The sequence below is a fragment of the Flavobacterium sp. PL02 genome (assembly GCF_035013205.1).
GTDB lineage: Bacteria > Bacteroidota > Bacteroidia > Flavobacteriales > Flavobacteriaceae > Flavobacterium.
Genome location: NZ_JAYGJP010000001.1, coordinates 326,668 through 346,599, shown reverse-complemented (window position 1 = coordinate 346,599; position 19,932 = coordinate 326,668). Strand labels below are relative to the sequence as shown.

Here is a 19,932-nt window from a genome sequence, read left to right as displayed (position 1 = left end):
AAAAAGAATACAAAGCAAATGGGTCTCAACTTTTCTATTGTTTATAATAAAGGTTATCCGAAAAGTTAAAGTTTAAAATCACGGTATCTTATTATCAGTATTTAACTACGTTTTTAAATATTTTAAATTAAATAATGAAAGAATAATTTTACAATATTGTTTAATTTGCCTTAATTTGCGACAATTATTATCGTAATTATCTATTATAAAAATGAAAAAACAATTATTAATTATCGGAGGTGGTTTTGCAGGTTTTTGGAGTGCTTTAAGTGCTATACGCCAAAGTCGTGAACTAAAAAAAGAAAATGAATTAGAGGTAACTTTAGTTAATATGGATGCGTATATGACCATTCGCCCAAGATTATACGAAGTTTCTCTGGAAGGTTTAAGAGTCGAACTGAATAAATACTTTAAACCATTAGGTATTAAACTTATTATTGGCAAAGCAGAAATCATTGATCCTGACCAAAGAAAGGTAACAGTAGCTACCGAAAGCGGATCAAGATTGTTGAGCTATGATTATCTAATCTTATCTTCTGGAAGTGTCCTGAAAGCTATAAATATTCCTGGTATTGAAAACACATTTAATGTTGATACTTTTTATGGTGCTCAGAAACTAGAAGATCATTTAACACAATTGGCAAATAAAAAATTTGAAGGCGAAGGCGCTACAACTTTTGTAGTTGCAGGAAGCGGATTAACAGGGCTTGAAGTAGCAACTGTAATCAAAGAAAAAGCAAATAAAATTTTAGCCGATCTTGGTCAGAATGCAATTGAATTTGAAGTAGTACTTATCGAAAAGTCAGAAAAAGTAGGGAATTATTATGCTCCTGAAGCTCAAGATTATTTATTAGAGACATTAAAAGCCAAAGACATTACCATTGCAAACGGTGTATATCTGGCCGCAGTAGAAAATAACGGAGCCACATTAAGTGATGGTCGTTTTATAGCTTCACAAACAGTTATTTCGACTGTTGGATTAGTAGCAAGTTCCCTTTGTAACTTTTTTAAAGGAAAAAAAGATAAACTGGGGCGACTTCATGTAAATGAATATTTAAAGTTGGAAGAATATAAAAACGTAATTGCTGCTGGTGATGTTGCTAATATTCCGGTTGATGATAAAGGCAACAGTTCGCTTATGGCTTGTCAGTTTTCTATGTTCCTTGGCAAATGGGCTGGACATAATGCTGTTAACGATTTATTTTCGCAACCGCTTAAACCGTACAGTTATACTGATTATGTAACTTGTTTAGATTTAGGTCAGCAAGACGGAATGCTTACTAGTGGCTGGGATCGCAAACTGGTAGCCAGTGGGATTGAAGGAAAGACTATCAAAATGGAAGTTACTACAAAATTAATCTATCCTGCAGACGATGTTAAAACTGCACTAGAAGAATCTTATCCTGAAGTTCCTAATGTGAACCAAAATGCTGTTTAATATAAAAACTAACACATTGGACGTAATTTTTAAAACATAGAAACATAGTTTTTGTTTGCTTAAAAAAGGCATTTCACTTATTTAAGCAAACACATAGTTATATTATGTGAAAGAAATGTATTTCTTTTTGTCTCCTTTCCGATACATAAAATCTATATCTCTATGTGTTTAATATTTTTTTTATGCCCCTAACAAAGCGAACAAACTAAGTAATTACTGCCAACGAATTAAAACTAGATTCTTATGAATTTTATAAAATCAATTGTATGCCAACTTTAGGAAAGAATGTAGAATATGCGATACACTCATTGGTGTATTTAATAGATCCTCCAGAAGGGAATACGATTACTGTACGTGATTTGGCAAATTTCCAAAACATATCAGAATCTTATCTCGCTAAGGCTTTTACTAAATTAAAAAAAGCAGGAATTGTACGCTCAAACATAGGTGTAAAAGGCGGTTATAAACTCGCCAGATCTACCACAGAGATTACATTTCTGGATATCGTTCTTGCTGTAGAAGGAGAAATATCTTTTTTTGAATGCAACGAAATCAGAGGCAATTGTGTACTGCTGGACAAGGAAAATCTTCCTTGGAAAAAAGGCAACTTTTGTGCAATACATCTGGCAATGATTGAGACAGAAAACAAGATAAAGGATTCGTTACGAGAAAAAAACCTGCAATGGGTTCATGATATGATTCGTAAACAATACGGACAAGAAATGATTGATAAAACACGAGATTGGTTTCAGACAAATGTCTTTGATTCAAAATAGTTTTTTGCTGAGGTCATGAGTATAATACAAACACGAATTTCACTAATTATCACTAAATTAACCATTAAGGCTTGTGTAAATTAGTGAAATTCGTGTTCAAAATACATAACTAAACCTTTAACCAATAACACAGTGCATTGTTGTAGTTAGATTTTTAAAGCCCGCTTTTTCATATGCTTTAACTGCCGATTCATTCTCATAATATACTTCGAGTCTTACCTCTGTTATTCCTTGAGATAAAACCCATTTTTTAAGGTCGTTAAGTATTAGATTACTAACACCTTTTCCTCTAAATTCCGGGCTCACAAACATGAAACCTATATACCCGAATAATTCATGTTTCTGGAAATCTTTTGCCGATCGGATTTGCGCATATCCGCATCCAATAATTTGATTATCGCTTTCGACAACCAGAACTTCTGTCACCTCATCTAGTATAAGTTCTTGTATATCATAATAGAATATTTCGCCCTCTTTTAATGTTGGGTCAAACGGACGTTCTGCATTAACAAGATGTTGCAAAAATTCTGAAAGTTTAGGCAAATCAGTATTTGTGGCTCGCCTTGTAGCTATGTTTTTGTTATTTATATCCATATTTCAAATATATGCAAAATACTTTTTTTAATGAATTAAAAAGTACGCTACCTGAATAGAATATCATTAAATTAAGAAGGACATCTTTACACTGATATAAATTAAATTTAAATAAAAAACCTCTCCAAAATAAAACATTTGAAGAGGTTTTGAGCTTTCTCCTTATAATGAAGCACTCGTGGTATTTTTAATTCTTTTTATTATTTTGGTTGTTGCTGTGTTACACAATGCACCATTCCTCCGTTTTTGTATAAATTTCGAACATCGATTCCTATAACCTTTCTACCCGGAAACAAACCTGCAATAATATTATTCGCTACAGCATCGTTAGGATCATTATAATTTGGCACTAATACTTTTCCGTTGGCGATATAAAAGTTTATATAACATCCTTTATAGCCTAAATTGGTTCCGTTTGTAGTTACTACATCATTTTGAGATAATGGCAAATAAACTTTGGTATATGCCTGATTATTTTTGTTAGAGGCATTATACAATAAATCGATATCACTTTGCTTTAATCCCCAATCCAGCAAATCATCATTACTCATCGTTACCAATTTATTACCAGGAACAAACTTTGCAATTCCATCAATATGCATATCGGTTACATCGTATTTACTAAAACCTCCTTCTAACCAAATAAATTTTGTAGCACCATAATACTTTATGAAATTAGCTTCTGCTTGAGCTTGTGTCATACCGTAATTTCTGGTCGATCTGTTTTTCTGACTCAAAACAGCACTTTTCGTAGCCATTAATACGCCATTACCATCTAGTTCTACAGCTCCGCCTTCGTTTACCATCGGAACTTTTATTGCTGTCATACCAATTTCTGATGCTATAAAAGATGGGATTGCGTCACATTTTTCATAACCAAATTTTTCTCCCCAACCATTAAATCCCCAGTCCTGAAGTACTAACTGACCTGATTGGCTTTTGGCAAAAATAGGACCGTTATCCCTAACCCAAACGTCGTTTGTTTGATGTATTTTAAAATCAACATTAGTTAATGGTATTCCGGCTGTTGCCAAAAGTTTTTCTATTCTTGATTTTTCTCTTGTATCATACGCTATAATATGAACTTTTTCTGTAGACTCTAATGCTTTTGTCATAGCAACCCATGTTGCATCCAGACTATTTCTATAACTTACTCCGTACTCATATTGATGTGGCCATTGTAACCACGTTCCTTCATGAGTCGAAGATTCTTCTGGCATCGTATAAAGAACAGAAGTAAGTGGCTTAGTTGGATCTGGTTTAGATGTTGTTGCATCAAGATCAGCACTATCGCAAGCCGAAATTAAAATTGCAAAAGTCATAGTTAAGATTGCTTTATTGTTCATTTTTTTGTTTTTAAAATTATTTATACTCTTTGGTATAACTATAATTCCTTCTTTATTTTAGGCAAAAACTATTGACTAATACGAGAAGGGGTTTAATAATTATTCGACAAATAGAATACTTATTAAACCCCTAATTATTTTTTTTCTCCCAAATGGATTGTTTTGGGTACAGAAAGTTTGTTTTGCTTATTTCTTAACCAATTCTCTTACCTAATTTGGCTAGAAATTCTTGTTTGTTTAGTTTACTAATCGGCACTTTATGAGTGCCAATAATGGCTAGATTACCATCTATTAATTCTACCTTATTGAGGTTAACAATAAAGGAACGATGGCAACGATAAAAAGTCTGGTTCGAAAGTTCTTCTTCCATTGTTGACAGAGCAATTAAGGTTGTGTAATTTTTTTTCTCCGTAACAATTTTTACATATTTATGAAGCCCTTCTATGTATAAAATATCTGTCAAGAGAATTTTAATATGCTGATGGCTGGATTTTATAACTATCGATTTATCTACAAAAGTAGCTTCGGTAGCATCTTTGGTATCATTCTCTAAATTCAATAATTCTAATGCTCTGGTTGCTGCTTTATAAAAGCGCTCAAATGTTATTGGTTTTAATAAATAATCTACAATGTTTAATTCATAACCATCCAAAGCAAATTCAGAATAAGCTGTTGTAAAAATCACTTTTGGCGGATTTTGTAATGACTTTAAAAAATCTATTCCTGATAAATGCTGCATCTGAATATCTAAAAAAACTAAATCAACTTTATGCGTTTTTAGGTATTTGTCTGCTTCAAGAGCCGATGAGCATTCGTGTACAACTTCGAGTTTTGGAATTTGCAGCAAATGCGTGCGTATTAATATACGGGCCAGCGTTTCGTCATCGACGATTAAACATTTATATACTGTCTTTGTTTCCATAAAAGCTTAGGCTTACTTTATATATCAAATTGCTGTCTTCAACTTTTAATTCATATTCATTCCCAAACAAGTTTTTAAGCTGAGATTCTAAATTCTGCAATCCAATTCCTTGATTATTTGATTTAAATTGAAAGGAATTTGCAATCGTAAATTCAATCTTGTTCTGGATCGTTTTTAAATCTATTGTAACAAATCCATTTTTACTTTCAATAATATCACCGTGTTTAAAAGCATTTTCTATAAGTGTAATGAGTAACAATGGCGGCACTTGTTTTACCGAATTGTCGTCGGATACATTAAAAATAATATTATCCATCCCTTCTATCTGACGGTATTTTTGAATCTGAATATACTTATTGATTATCTCAATTTCCGATGTTAAGGACGTTTGTTTTTTGCTGCCTTCGTAAAGAAAATAACGAAGTATATCTGCCAGAGTAGCTAGCATTTTTGGAGCATTATCACTTTTTATTACAGTTAACGCGTAAATATTATTGAGGGCATTAAAAAGAAAATGTGGGCTAATTTGAGATTTTAGCAGCATCATTTCCGTTTGTAATTTTTCGTTTTCTAATTGTAATCGCAACTGTTTCTCGGTAAAATATTTATTAAAAACCCAAACAATATAGGAGATAAAAATATAAAGCGAATGGTTTAAAAGAAATGAAGTAAAAGACTTTAGCAAATCATCATCGTACAAAATAACATTTAAACCCGTAGAATAATAAATAGAGAAACTAAGACTTAATAAGGCAACTAGTGATGCGATATAGGCTATTTTCCCTTTTTTGTTTAAAACAAACGGAAGCAAAACCAATAGATTAATATAAAATTCTATACCAAAAAATATAACTTCAAGAGAAGAGTACAAAACACTTTCTTTGAAATTGTAAAAAGAGGCTATATAATCAAATACGTATAAAAAGATAAATACCCAAAAAAGAATATGGTAGTAAATTTTATTCATTTGACTTTAAATTTTATACAAAGTAATTAATTTAGAAGATACATTGGCAGTAAACGAGTAATTGTTTTTTTTATTGGTTAAACCAAAAAAATCTCATAAACCAATGATACTTGTTGCTACAATTAATTTCAATGCATAAAAAATTTCGCCTAGCGTTACGTTGACGAATCCGAACGATTCTCAAGTCTTTCAAATTCTTTTTCGGCTATTTCTTTTGCCATCATAAAGAATTTAATACACTTTTCTTCAAGAATATTTCCATCTTCGATAGTTATACTTTGCACATCTTTAGATCCTGACATTTCAGAATTTGCAATCATCAGCTGATGGATTGCAGTTTCTTTTTCATCAGTAAAATCAAAAGGGAACTCAATTTCTTCTATGTAATTCAATAAAGAAAATAAATAATTCATAGAAAACTTACCCGAGTGATATCCCAGAAACAAGTAAATGAGTCCTCCTGCTATTTGTTCAACAGCTTTATGATGGAGTATGTTTTTTATAAAAGTCGAATCTTCTATAAAACAATTTTGAGCAAGGCTAAGGAACTGTTGAGCAAGCAACATACGGTTTTCAAAATATTTCTTTGAAAAATCTGTATCTCTTTCCACCTCAAAAACATTAGAATAAACAAGATATAAAGGATTATTATAAATCAAGAGTCCGTTTGCTATAATAGTATCTAAGAAATATTTCTTGTTTTGGCTTTTCTTACGCAAGTAACTAGCACTATGATTAAGGATGGTTACTTTATACTTATTCCCAAATTTCTCCGTAATCTGAGTTTGCAGCAACTCTATCGCATTCTCTATATGTTCCAGGTTAAGAACCAACAAATAAAAATGATAATCAGGAAGTTCATTACTATAATTCTTGTTTTTATCTATTAATTCCTGTTTATGATTTGTTGTATATCCAAAACAATATATTGATCTTGTTTTAAGGGATTCTACAATTACAGCACTTATCTGGGAGAATGCCTCATCCATAATATAATTAGGCTGGATTCTTCCATTAAAAATCGATTTCCCTAAAAAAGATTGATTATTCAGTTCTCTTACTTTTTGTTTACACGATTTTACGTATTCAATAAAGAGTCTGTTAATTTCTCTCTGCATTAATTCGATTTTTCCTTTGGCTTTATCAATTAATGCAGCATCAATATCGACCATATCACGGTTTTGCTGTATGCTATTGTAAGCGGCATTAAGCATTACCAAAATCTCTTTATCTTCTTGGTTTTCTTTATTCAGTATGGTTTTAAATGTAGGTGCAAAATCTATTATATAATCATAATGCATTAATAAACATGTAGAACTAATAAATTCTGGCATAAGAAACTCTGAAGCACAGATATAAATATAACGCAAGGTTTGGTGCAATGCAAAGGCTGCTTCTACCCGCTTATTATTTCTGGTATAAATAGAGACATTACGAAAAATTACTACAGCAGCTTCAATGTCTATATCAAATCTTTTTTTAGCTCTTTTAGACAATTGTTTAGAAGTGTCTGTACGTGGATAGAATACTTTAGAATCTGACTCAAAATAAACCAATTCTTTAAAGGTACAATGTTGTATAAAAAACAGTTTTCCTTTTTTAAATCCATAATCTACCCAATTAGAATTAATGAATTTAAAAACAAAATCAGGATATAATTTTATGAATTTATGAGTTGTTTCATTTAATGCATCTCCGTCCTGACTACAATTTTCTTTCAGGACAAATGTTATAATAACTACATTATTACTAGCACTATAGGATACATAAACTGCTCCTGCTTCGATAAAATGAAGCAAATCTTTAATTACTTTTTCCAATCGCTCACGATGGGGATTACTTTGTGCTATTTTAATCGGATAATCCATAATTTACTTTTACTTGTTAAAACATCTCCTATTTTGTAGCTACTAATCTTGCCCTTATAACCACCTAAACACTACTGAATACTAAAGACTTTCGCCTCATTTCTTGTACAAGCTGCTAATGATACGTGAGTCATAAGCATACTTCTTCTTTTTTTTTGTACGTTTGTCTTTTAGTTAATCTTTTTCTTATAATGTTACAAATATATAGAGTATATCCTACATATTATAATAAATTGAGTAAATAATCTATAAATATATACAATGATTATCGACAGAATCCTACAACTTATTAAATATAAAGGAATTAACAAAAGAAAATTCTATATCGAAACTGGTCTTTCTAATGGTTTTTTAGATAAGGTTAGAGATATTGGTGTATCAAAAATAGAGCATATACTCAATGTCTATCCCGATATTAGTGCCGAATGGCTTTTAATGGGAAGAGGAAACATGATTTTAAAGCCAATTGGTTTTGAAGACGAGTCCGATTTAGGAAATAATTTACTTCAGGAACCAAATCCTGTTTATAATAAAACTGCACAAAACAAAGTACCATTATACGATATCCAGGATTCTGCTGGAATTGTTTCTTTGTTTAAAGATGCTAACCAAGACCCAATAGATTTTATTTCGATTCCTGGTTTACCAAAATGCGATGGTGCTATTTATGTAAATGGTGATAGTATGTATCCTCTTTTAAAAAGCGGAGATATTATTGTGTACAAAAAAGTAAATAACATTCCAGAGAATATTTTTTGGGGCGAAATGTATTTGGTTTCTTTAATAACTGATGATTCTGAAGAATTTGTTATGATTAAAAAAGTCCAAAAATCGAATAAAGGTGAAGATTGGATACAATTAGTAAGCGAAAACCCTCAGCATCAAGCTAAAGATATTCACTTTAAAAACGTTAAAGGATTAGCGTTACTAAAAGCAACAATTAGAATAAACGCTACACATTAAATACAATACATAATCATTTTATATCATAAACAAAGCTTCGGGGAAATCCGGAGCTTTTGCATTTTACAGCTTTCCTATTTAAGTCTACCTCAAAATAAATTATATATTAGCTAAACCAAACAATAAAAAATTGTAAAATGAAATTACCTCCTTACAATAGTTTTCCAAACGTTATTGGCGATAAAATCTCGTTGCGCCAAATACTACCCTCTGATCTTAACGACATTATAGAAATTTCGTATTATGATGCAGTTCAAGCAAAAACACTAGAGCAAGCAGCAGAAATGCAAGCTAAAATCGATAAAGATTATACTGATGGCAACTCTATACATTGGGGTATTGCAGATAATACAACCAATAAAATTGTTGGAACTTGTGGCTACTATCGCGGACTAGACATTGGAGCGGGAGAACTTGGTTGTGTTTTATTGCCTCAATATCGCGGGCAAGGTTTTATGACTTTGGCAATGACTCTGGCCATAGAATTTGGAAATAATCATATAGGATTAAACCGTATTTGGGCCGAAACATCTCAAGAAAACCAAAACGCAATAAAACTTCTTGAGCGTCTTAACTTCATTAAAATTGGTGATCTGGAAGACAACCATATCGAATACGAATTAAAACAAAATGCATAAATAAAAAATTTTTGGGGAATCTAGAACTTTATAAGTTCTCGTATTTTCATCTTGGTCTAAAATTAAAATAAATTATATATTAGCTAAAGAATTAATACAAACCATTTTAGCTATTTAGACCACGAGCCCCATGACTAAGAAAACCATAATCTTACTCGGATTTATTATTTTAAAGTTTGCTTTACAATACATATTAATAAGTCCGGAATATGATTTGCAACGTGATGAATACCTACATCTCGACCAGGCAAATCATCTCGCTTGGGGATATTTATCGGTTCCTCCTGTAACATCCTGGATTTCTTATATCATCCTGTTACTCGGAAATTCTGTTTTCTGGGTAAAATTCTTCCCAGCTCTTTTTGGTGTTTTAACCCTTTTAATCGTCTGGAAAACTATCGAAAAGCTCAACGGAAATTTATATGCTTTAATTCTCGGCGCAACTTGTATTATATTTTCGTCATTACTGCGAATAAATATTCTTTATCAGCCCAACTCCTTAGATGTATTATGTTGGACAGGATTTTATTATATCCTAATACAATACGTTACAACCGAAAAACCTAAATGGCTTTATATAGGAGCAATTGCATTTGCCTTTGGATTCCTTAACAAATACAATATTCTTTTTCTGCTTATAGGATTACTTCCTGCCTTGATACTATCTAAACAACGCAGAATATTTACAGAAAAAAAAATCTATATCGCCTTACTTTTAGGTTTAGTATTGATTCTTCCAAATCTTTTATGGCAATACAACAACCATTTTCCGGTTATTCACCACATGAAGGAACTTGCCGAAACACAATTGGTAAATATGGATCGCGTAGAATTTTTAAAAAAGCAATTCCTTTATTTTATAGGTTCTTCTCTTGTAATTCTCTCCGCTTTATATGCGTTATTATTTTATAAACCTTTCGAGAAATATAGATTTTTTTTCAGCTCACTTATCTTTACAATAATCGTTTTTCTATACTTTAAAGCCAAAGCTTATTACGCAATTGGACTGTATCCTATTTACATTGCTTTTGGCGCTGTTTATCTTTCGCAAATTTTAAACTCGGGTAAGAAACGTTATTTACAGCCTGTATTTGTAATCATTCCGTTGTTGTTGTTTATTCCTATGTACAATTTGTCTTTTCCTAATAAAAGCCCTGAATACATCATAAAGCATCCCGAAAATTATAAAAAACTAGGTATGCTAAAATGGGAAGATGGCAAAGATCATAATTTACCTCAGGATTACGCCGATATGCTTGGTTGGAAAGAACTTGCCCGCAAAACCGATTCGGTTTATGCAACTATTCCAAATCCAGAGAAAAAGAAAACCCTCGTTCTTTGTGACAATTACGGACAGGCTGGAGCAATTAATTATTATACCAAACAAGGAATAAAAGCAGTTTCCTTTAATGCCGATTATATTAACTGGTTTAATCTTGATATACAATACAACAACTTAATACGAGTTAAGGAATACCATAAAAATGATGATGAAATGGCAGAAACTGGCCCATACTTTCAGACTGCTATAATAGCCGATTCTATCACAAATAAAAATGCCCGAGAATACAAAACAACCATCTTTGTATTTACAGGCGCCAAGATTGATATTAATAGAAGAATTGTTGAGGAGATTTCTAAGGAAAAGAACTAAGGTTCTTTTTGAGGCACTAAGGTTCTGAGATGCAAAGGGACAAAGGTTTCTCAGTTTGTGTAGAGAAAGGTTTTGAAAAAAGGTTCAAAGGCACAAAGATACTGAGGTACTAAGGTTTGGATTGAACATAAAACACAATTCTGTCATTTGATGCAAGGAAAACCCAGATAATATAAATCAAACTAATAGCTCGACAACGGATTCGAGCCACAAATAACATGCTATAAACATAGTCAACGGTTTCAACCGTTGGAACGCAATGAATTATCGCAATCTGTATCACACGGTTGAAACCGTGGGCTATGATAAAATTGAATAGAATTTAATAAATTAGAGTTCTTTGGTACATGAAATCAAGTTCCTTGTCCCCTTGAATTAAAACTTTAAAATAATATTTGGCTTTGATTGTCGAGCTACTTATGTGTTCTTCTCCCGAAGCTTCGGGACGCTCAGAATGACAAGATTGCGAATACTTAAAACCTTAATGCCTCAGAACCTTTGAACCTCAAAAAGAAAAAATGCGAAACAACCCAAACTCCGTAATATCCAAACTTAGCTCTAACCCAAAAAATATATTCCTTTTGGATAGTATTGGTGCATTTTTAACTGCTTTCTTATTGGGATTTGTCTTGGTAAGATTTCAAGATAGTTTCGGAATGCCTCAAAAAACACTTTATATTTTATCGGTTATAGCGTTTATTTACGCAACATACTCTTTGTGTTGTTATTTGTTTGTTTCTAACAAATGGCGCTTTTATCTAAATATAATCATGATTGCTAATGCTTTATATTGTTGCCTTACAACGGGACTTATAATTTACTATTTCCATAAACTAACCCCTTTAGGTTTAATTTATTTTATACTCGAAATAATTGTTATTGTTTTCTTAATTTACTTAGAAGGTTCAAAGGGTTTTGAAAAAGGCTTTGAAAAAAGGTTCTGAGGTACTAAGGTACTAAGGTTCAGAAATACTAAAGTTTGGATTGAACATGAAAAACGCAATATTATGATTCTTCTCCCGAAGCTTCGGGACGCTCAGAATGACAAGATTGCGAATACTCAAAATCTTTTTACAGACAAACTGAAAAACCTTTGAACCTTTGTCTCTCAGAACCTTAGTCCCTTTAAAAAAACCTTCCTCCTAAGCCATAAACAAGGCATGCTTATTATAGTTATACAATACTAAATCGTATGGTACTAAGTTTGGTAATACTTTTTCAGAAGTGGGATCAAACTTTATATTATTTGCTTTGCGGAATAAGTAAATATCTTTTAAACAATTAGATAAACTCTGATGTATCATTGATGAAGTTATAGGCAGTTTATTATCTCCTACCAATAAATCGATTTGATAATTAGAACTAGATTTAGAAAGATTATTACCAATTATTCTTATTTCGAATGTTGTCGGTTTCCCATTATGTTCTCCTTGATATTGTACTTTCATAGTTTTATCGGTTTAAATTAAATACAACTTTGTTACTATTGTTTTTTATGTAATCGTTTGTAAAAATAAATTTAGTAATAAAATCTTTTTAATTCGTGATTTTTTTTAAAATATTTTCTAGAAACCACCTCCTCTCTCCACCCTTGTATTTACTCGGATTCAAGCTAAATATTCTTATCAAATTCTTGCTTTTTGAACTAAAAAATAAGAATATCACACGTATTTTCTTAAATAAATAATTTAGTCAATTTTTTACATAGATATTTTTCCTACTTTTGGCAATTATTACCTAACGACTAAAAATAACGCCAATCAACTGACCTTTAAACCCTTGAGTTATGGAAAAAAAACTACTCATTAGACTAATATTTCTCCTTATTAGTTTCCCAATTTTTGCATTCCAAACCCCAACAAACATTCCAATTCCTGATACAGAATACCAAGCTTTGGTCGATTTTTACAAAGCTACCGGTGAGTCTAACTGGAATAATAAATGGAATACCAAAGAAAATAATCTTCACGAAGTTGCCTGGTATGGTGTAACCGTAGAAAACGGACACGTAACAGCAATTAACCTCAACAATACAAGTAACATTGTTGGAAAAATCCCAGTATCTTTTGGGAATTTAAAATTCTTAAAAAGCCTTTCCCTTTACGGCGCAAGTTACAGCAAAGACTTAAGCACAACCGATTTGGGAGTTCTATCAGAATTAGAAGCGCTAGAAACTCTCGACTTAAGAAATTGTAACATAAAAGGTAGCATTCCTGCTTCATGGAATAAGCTAAAAAAATTAAAAACCTTATATCTAAGCAACAACGCCATCACTTCTTTACCCAAAGAAATTGGAGAGATGGAAAGCTTAATAACTTTAGAATTATCTACCAACCAAATAAGTGTTTTAACAAAAGAATTAGAAAACCTTACTGCTTTAAAAACAGTAAATCTAGCTAGCAATAAAGTATCAACTATCGACGCTTTATTAAAAAGTACCGTTAGCTTAGAATTAAATTCCCAAACTCTTAGCATTGATAAATTGCAATATGAGGGAGTTGATTTAAAAATTAGTAATCTCCCAAATGTTGTTCTTTACAACAGAACCAAAAATGATTTCTCGGCCAGAAGACCAATAGGAATTTATGTCCGCGGGAGTCAGGTAGGAACAAATATAACCGTTGGCGAAGATGGTAGCCTTACGATTCCATCGGCTTATCTGGCTACATTAAAAAATGGAGATGAAGTATATCTGCGTCAGCAATATGATGGAACTTCTGGAGCGGCATATTACAGTAATATTTATTTCACTACTGTAAAAGTAAACCAACCCGGAATACCAAATATAGAATATCAGGCATTGGTAGATTTTTACAACGCCATGAATGGTAGCAAATGGAATAATAAATGGGACATTAACGAAAACAACCTTAATGAAGGTGCATGGAATGGTCTAAGTATAGAAAACGGACATGTAACGGGAATTAACCTCAACAATACCAACAATATATCGGGAGCAATACCGGCTTCTTTCGGAAACTTAAAATATCTAAAAAGCTTTTCTCTATATGGAGGAAACTACGGCAAAGATTTAAATACTACAGATTTGAGTTCTCTATCAGAACTAGAATCTCTAGAAACTCTTGATCTAAGATATACCAAACTAAAAGGGAATATTCCAGCTTCATGGAGTAAACTAAAAAAATTAAAAACATTGTATTTAAGCAACAATACAATTACTGGATTACCAGATGAACTAGGAGAAATAGAAAATCTGGTAACCTTGGACTTATCTTCCAACCTGATAAAAACAATTCCAGTTTCTATAGGTAATCTCTCTTATTTAGTAACGCTAAACTTAGCCAGTAATCAGATAGAAGTTCTTATAAAAGAATTTGAAGGTTTAAACGCTTTAAAAACGTTAGATCTTTCAAGCAACAAAATTTCGAATATTGTAGCCTTGCTAAAAAGTACGGTAAGCTTAGAGCTAAATTCTCAATCTATAAGCCTGGAGAACTTTTTGTACAGTGGTACCGATGTAAAAATCGATAACATACCGAATATAGTTACCTATAATAAATCTAAAAATGATTTTTCGGGCAGAAGACAAATTGGTGTTTACATACGAGGCAGTCAGGTAGGAGCAAATATTGCAATGGCAGAAGATGCCAGCCTAACTATTCCAGCAAGTTATCTGGCAACCTTAAAAACAGGCGATCAGGTATATCTGCGCATACAATATGATGGAACGCTTAGTGCGGCTTATTATACCAACATCTTTTTTACTAATGTAAAAGTTGACCAACCACAAATACCCGATTTAGAATATCAGGCTTTAGTAGATTTTTATAATACTATGGGCGGAACACAATGGAATAATAAATGGGATATAACTCAGAACAATCTTCACGAAGGTGCATGGTATGGTGTGGGTATCGAAAACGGACATATTACAAGCCTTAACCTTAACAATAATAGTAATGTTGCGGGAGCAATACCAGCTTCTTTTAAAAATTTAAAATATCTAAAAAGTCTTTCTCTTTATGGAGGAAGTTATACCAAAGATTTAAGCACAACCGATTTAGGAATCTTATCTGACTTTGAATTTCTGGAAACTTTAGATTTAAGATATTCAAAATTAAAAGGAGATATTCCTGCTTCATGGGGTAAATTAAAAAAACTAAAATCATTGTATTTAAGTTACAATGCAATTACAGGTTTGCCAGAAGAGTTTGGCACAATGGAAAGTCTGGTAACAATAGATTTATCATCCAACCAGATAAAAGCTATCCCAGTATCGATAGGCAACCTCTTAAATCTTGTAACCTTAAACCTGGCAAGTAACCAAATAGAAGTACTTATAAAAGAATTCGAAAATCTGAATGCGTTAAAAACACTAGATCTTTCAAGCAATAAAATATCCAATATTGTAGCGTTGCTAAAAAGTACAGTAAGCCTCGAGCTAAATTCACAAACCGTAAACATAGAGAATTTCTTGTACGAAGGAACCGATGTAAAAGTGGACAATTTCCCGAATGTAGTTACTTACAATAAATCTAAAAATGATTTCTCAGGTCGAAGACAAATTGGCGTTTACATACGCGGTAGTCAGGTAGGAGCAAATTTAACTATGGCGCCAGATGCCAGCCTGACGATTCCTGTAAGCTATCTCGCTACACTAAAAACCGGAGATCAATTATACCTGCGTCAGCAATACGACGGAACACTAAGTGCAGCATATTATACCAACATCTTTTTTACTAATGTAAAAGTTAATCAGCCAAAAATACCCGATGCCGAATACGAAGCTTTGGTAGATTTTTATACCGTAATGGGCGGCAATAAATGGACCAATAAATGGGACACTAGCCTGAACAACCTTCATGAAGGAGCATGGTACGGTGTGAGTATCGAAAACGGACATATAACAGGTCTTAACCTTAATAATAACAATTACGTTGCGGGATCAATTCCTGCTTCTTTTGGAAATTTAAAATTCCTAAAAAATCTTTCTCTTTATGGAGGAAGTTACCCCAAAGATTTAAGTACTACCGATTTAAGTGTTTTATCTGAGTTAGAATCTCTAGAAACTTTAGACTTAAGATATAGCAAATTAAAAGGAGACATACCTGCTTCATGGAGCAAGCTTAAGAAACTAAAATCATTGTATTTAAGTAGCAATGCAATTACAGGATTGCCAGAAGATTTGGGCGCAATGACAAGTCTTGTTACAATGGATTTATCCGTTAATCAGCTAAAAACTATCCCTGCATCAATAGGTTCTCTTGCCAATTTAACAACTATAAACCTAAATAGCAATCAGATAGAAGTTCTTATAAAAGAATTAGAAAACCTAAATGCATTAACATCTTTAGATCTTTCTAGCAATAAAGTAGGTACTATTCAGGGATTATTAAAAACTTCTGTAGCTCTGGAATTAAACTCACAAACTCTTAGTATAGAAAACTTTCTGTACGAAGGAACCGATGTAAAGATTAGTAATTTACCTAATACCGTTCTTTATAACAGACCTATTAATGATTTTTCGGCAAAAAGACAATTCATAGTATACGTGCGTGGTACTCAGGTAGGAACTAACCTAACCGTGGCACAAGATGCAAGCTTAACCATTCCTGCAACTTATCTGGCAACACTAAAAACAGGAGATCAGCTATATCTGCGTCAGCAATATGATGGAGCTTCGGGAGCAGCTTATTATAGTAATATTTATTTCACTAATGTAAAAGTAGATCAGCCTAAGATTCCAGATGTAGAATATCAAGCTTTGGTAGATTTTTATAATGCAATGGGAGGCAGTAAATGGACTAATAAATGGGACACTAGCCTAAATAATTTGCATGAAGGTCCCTGGTATGGCGTAAGTATACAAAACGGACATATTACTGGTATTAATCTCAACAATAATAGCAACGTTGCAGGAGCAATACCTGCTTCTTTTGGGAATTTAAAATTCCTGAAAAACCTTTCTTTGTATGGAGGAAACTACACAAAAGATTTAAGCACTACTGATTTAGCAATCTTTTCTGAGCTGGAATCTCTAGAATCTTTAGATTTAAGATATTGCAAATTAAAAGGTGTTATTCCTTCTTCATGGGGGAAATTAAAAGCATTTAAAACACTTACTCTAAGTTATAATAATATCGAAAATGCAGACGAAGCATTAGCTAGTTTGCCTTTACTAAAAACAGTTGATTTTACATATCAAACCATCGCTGTCCCAACTATAGAAGTAGGTGCAAATGAATTGGTGATAAACCTGCCAACGCTTAGCACTTTTATTTTTAACGCCGATGGAGGAAGTATTAACAACAAAAATTATTTTACGCTTTTCATCAATGGCGTAAATAAAGTATCGAATTATTCTAATAAAGAAGGCAACTTAATCTTTAAGGATATAGCATTACTGAGCATAAAACTAACCGACAAAATTTCGATTACACAAAACGACGGAACTGCTCAGGGAACAACGATCAACTATAATAAAGTAACATTTGGAAAACCATTGGCAGAGGAAGAATTTGAAATTCTAAAAAAATTCTATGCTAGTACTAATGGAGCACAATGGACTCAAAAATGGGATACTTCACAAAACAAACTTCATGAAGTAAGTTGGTATGGTGTAGGCACCAAAGAAGGTCATGTTGTATCAATAAGTTTATCAGGAAATAATCTGTCAGGAACACTTCCTGAAGAATTATCTGGTTTAACCTATCTGGAAGCCCTAAACCTGCAATCGAATGTTATTGAAGGAAATATTCCAACAACTATTGGCCAACTCACAAATTTAAAAACCCTGAACTTACAAGCAAATAAACTAGGAGGAACAATACCAGTACTTTCTGGAATATCAGGTTTAAAAAAATTATCTATAGCAGCCAACCTGTTTAAAGGAACTATCCCGGCACAATTCAATCAATTCCAGAATATAGAACAGCTGGATTTATCTAATAATGGTTTTGATGCTCTGGAAACAGCTTTTACCTATGATCTGAGTAAAGTATATGTAAACCTAAGAGGACAAACAATTGTAAAAGAGGAGTTCCTGTATTTAAAAGGAGACGAAATTAGTGTAGTCTTACCTCCTATCACTACCTATAACGAAACTAATCCAGAGCAAGAAGGAAAGTATTTATTTGCCTTACAAGCAAATAACTTTAAAATATCTGAGGCAACACCAGAAGGCAATATCATAGTATTCCCGAGCGTATCTATTGCAGATGTTCCTGCGGGAGCAAAAATTACTATCTGGCAAAGAACAGGTGCTTCTCAGGGTACTTACTTGCAATATAAAGGAATTGCCGACGGATCTGAAACACCTCTTCTAGCAGAAGAATTTGATGCCTTGGTTGCATTTTTCCAAAAAGCCGGAGGTGCAAACTGGAAAACACCTTGGGACATATCTACAAATAATCTTCATGAAAAAAGATGGAAAGGAGTTACAACCAATGATGGACACGTTGTAGCAATTAACCTAACCGATAATAACTTAATTGGAGATATAAGTGCCGAGTTAGGCAAATTTGTAGAGCTACAAAGCCTTAACCTAACCCGTAATAAATTAACAGGCAGTATTCCAGACGAGTTATCAAGATTAACAAAACTTAAAACAATCGACCTTTCGGAGAATGAACTTACAGAAACAAATGTTGTATTTCCGTCCAACGTGAATTTTAAAATTGACCGTCAAAAAATTAATTTAGGTGCATTACCGCTAACAGTAAATGCAGTAATAAAAGACAAGAAGATAAATCGTTACGACCATACCAATCAGTTATTCAGTCCAAGTCAATCGTATAATATGACGCTAAAAGACAATTACCAAATGGTAACAGTTCCTGAAGATGGTATTAAGCTAATGAATATAATGAGCGAATGGAATATCCCTAACAACCAAACTCTTGAGCTTAGACAAATAGCAGGATCAGCTAGAAATAGTATCCTTACTTATACATTAACCTATCGTGAGGGAGACAGCAATCTGGATGGTATTGTAAATATATTAGACATCCAATCTTCTTTAAATTATACTCTGAGCCAGAAGCCAAAGTATTTTAATTATGCTGCAGCCGATATTAATAAGGATAAGAATTTAAACCTCTTGGATATTATTCTTCTGATAAATAAAATTCAGGATGGAGTACAAGAAAAAGTACAACAAGCTGCTAAACGTTTTGCTTTAACAAATGATCAGAATACAGTGTTAAGCATTGAAGATGATATCTTATACATCGATAGTCAAGCAACAGCTACAGCAGCATTTGACATTCGTTTAAAAGGAATAAGCAAAGAACAAGTATCAGATTTACTTTCTGCCAAAGGATATACAGTATCTATTGCAGAGAATAAAGAAGAAACAAGTGTTGTCGGATTCTCTATAGACAAAACATTATCGGGTAAGGTGGCTATTGCCAAAGTAGCTCCTAAAACGACTATTGTTTCTGCCGTAATATCCGATGATAATGCAAACGAAGTTCCTTATAAAATTGTAAATGGAACACTAGGAATAGATGATATTGATGCTAATTCTGGAAAAGATATTGTTATGAACTTCCCTAACCCTTTTAGAGAACAAACAACAATAAAATATCATTTACTAGAAAATGCAAATAAGGTAACACTGAAAGTCTACAATATGCAAGGGCAAATTGTTCGACTACAATCAGATTTAGAAACCTCAGAAGGGAAACATGAAGCGGTCTTTTTACAAAAAGAACTTGCTGCTGGTGTATATTTTTATACTCTGGAAGTACAGGCTTCAAACAGCCCAAAAATATTTAAAGGAAAAATGTTAATACAATAAATTTA

12 protein-coding genes are annotated in these 19,932 nt (G+C 32.5%); 6 read left to right on the top strand and 6 right to left on the bottom strand.

Going from position 1 to position 19,932, the window contains the following annotated elements:
• The first annotated feature begins 211 nt into the window (after nt 1-211).
• Nucleotides 212-1,438 (top strand): NAD(P)/FAD-dependent oxidoreductase, encoded by a 1,227-nt coding sequence (locus tag SHI72_RS01415; RefSeq protein WP_323488820.1) that lies wholly within the window; start codon nt 212-214, stop codon nt 1,436-1,438.
• A gap of 266 nt (nt 1,439-1,704) precedes the next feature.
• Nucleotides 1,705-2,214 (top strand): Rrf2 family transcriptional regulator, encoded by a 510-nt coding sequence (locus SHI72_RS01410; protein ID WP_323488819.1) that lies wholly within the window; start codon nt 1,705-1,707, stop codon nt 2,212-2,214.
• Between the two features lie 117 nt (nt 2,215-2,331).
• Here the strand turns inward: SHI72_RS01410 and SHI72_RS01405 are convergent, their stop codons facing one another.
• The 5 genes from SHI72_RS01405 to SHI72_RS01385 all read right to left on the bottom strand — a co-directional run bounded on the left by SHI72_RS01405 (nt 2,332) and on the right by SHI72_RS01385 (nt 7,911).
• Nucleotides 2,332-2,808, bottom strand: coding sequence for a GNAT family N-acetyltransferase (locus tag SHI72_RS01405; protein WP_323488818.1), 477 nt, complete (start codon nt 2,806-2,808; stop codon nt 2,332-2,334).
• 200 nt (nt 2,809-3,008) lie between these two features.
• Complete coding sequence (locus SHI72_RS01400; RefSeq protein WP_323488817.1) at nt 3,009-4,154, bottom strand: agmatine deiminase family protein; 1,146 nt, start codon at nt 4,152-4,154, stop codon at nt 3,009-3,011.
• 193 nt (nt 4,155-4,347) lie between these two features.
• Nucleotides 4,348-5,076, bottom strand: a complete 729-nt coding sequence (locus tag SHI72_RS01395; RefSeq protein WP_323488816.1) for a LytTR family DNA-binding domain-containing protein — start codon at nt 5,074-5,076, stop codon at nt 4,348-4,350.
• Nucleotides 5,054-6,043 carry a sensor histidine kinase gene (locus tag SHI72_RS01390; protein WP_323488815.1) on the bottom strand — a complete coding sequence of 330 codons (990 nt, stop codon included), beginning with the start codon at nt 6,041-6,043 and terminating at the stop codon, nt 5,054-5,056. Before SHI72_RS01390 ends, SHI72_RS01395 begins: the two co-directional genes overlap by 23 nt.
• Nucleotides 6,044-6,198: 155 nt before the next feature.
• Nucleotides 6,199-7,911, bottom strand: a complete 1,713-nt coding sequence (locus SHI72_RS01385; protein WP_323488814.1) for a hypothetical protein — start codon at nt 7,909-7,911, stop codon at nt 6,199-6,201.
• Nucleotides 7,912-8,172: 261 nt separating this feature from the next.
• Between SHI72_RS01385 and SHI72_RS01380 the strand changes: the two genes are divergently transcribed.
• From SHI72_RS01380 to SHI72_RS01370, 3 genes are all read left to right on the top strand, one after another.
• Nucleotides 8,173-8,874: a S24 family peptidase gene (locus SHI72_RS01380; RefSeq protein WP_323488813.1), complete on the top strand. Its 702-nt coding sequence runs from the start codon at nt 8,173-8,175 to the stop codon at nt 8,872-8,874.
• 137 nt (nt 8,875-9,011) lie between these two features.
• The gene (locus SHI72_RS01375; protein WP_323488812.1) at nt 9,012-9,512 is read left to right on the top strand and encodes a GNAT family N-acetyltransferase; all 501 of its coding nucleotides are present in this window, start codon (nt 9,012-9,014) and stop codon (nt 9,510-9,512) included.
• 130 nt (nt 9,513-9,642) lie between these two features.
• The gene (locus SHI72_RS01370) at nt 9,643-11,166 is read left to right on the top strand and encodes a glycosyltransferase family 39 protein (protein WP_323488811.1); all 1,524 of its coding nucleotides are present in this window, start codon (nt 9,643-9,645) and stop codon (nt 11,164-11,166) included.
• 1,142 nt (nt 11,167-12,308) lie between these two features.
• Here SHI72_RS01370 and SHI72_RS01365 read toward each other — a convergent pair.
• Nucleotides 12,309-12,614 carry a hypothetical protein gene (locus SHI72_RS01365; RefSeq protein WP_039111480.1) on the bottom strand — a complete coding sequence of 102 codons (306 nt, stop codon included), beginning with the start codon at nt 12,612-12,614 and terminating at the stop codon, nt 12,309-12,311.
• Between the two features lie 338 nt (nt 12,615-12,952).
• Here SHI72_RS01365 and SHI72_RS01360 point away from each other — a divergent pair, with 338 nt between their 5' ends.
• A complete protein-coding gene (locus SHI72_RS01360) occupies nt 12,953-19,927 on the top strand; it encodes a leucine-rich repeat domain-containing protein (protein WP_323488810.1) in 6,975 nt (2,324 codons plus the stop codon).
• Nucleotides 19,928-19,932 lie beyond the last annotated feature (5 nt).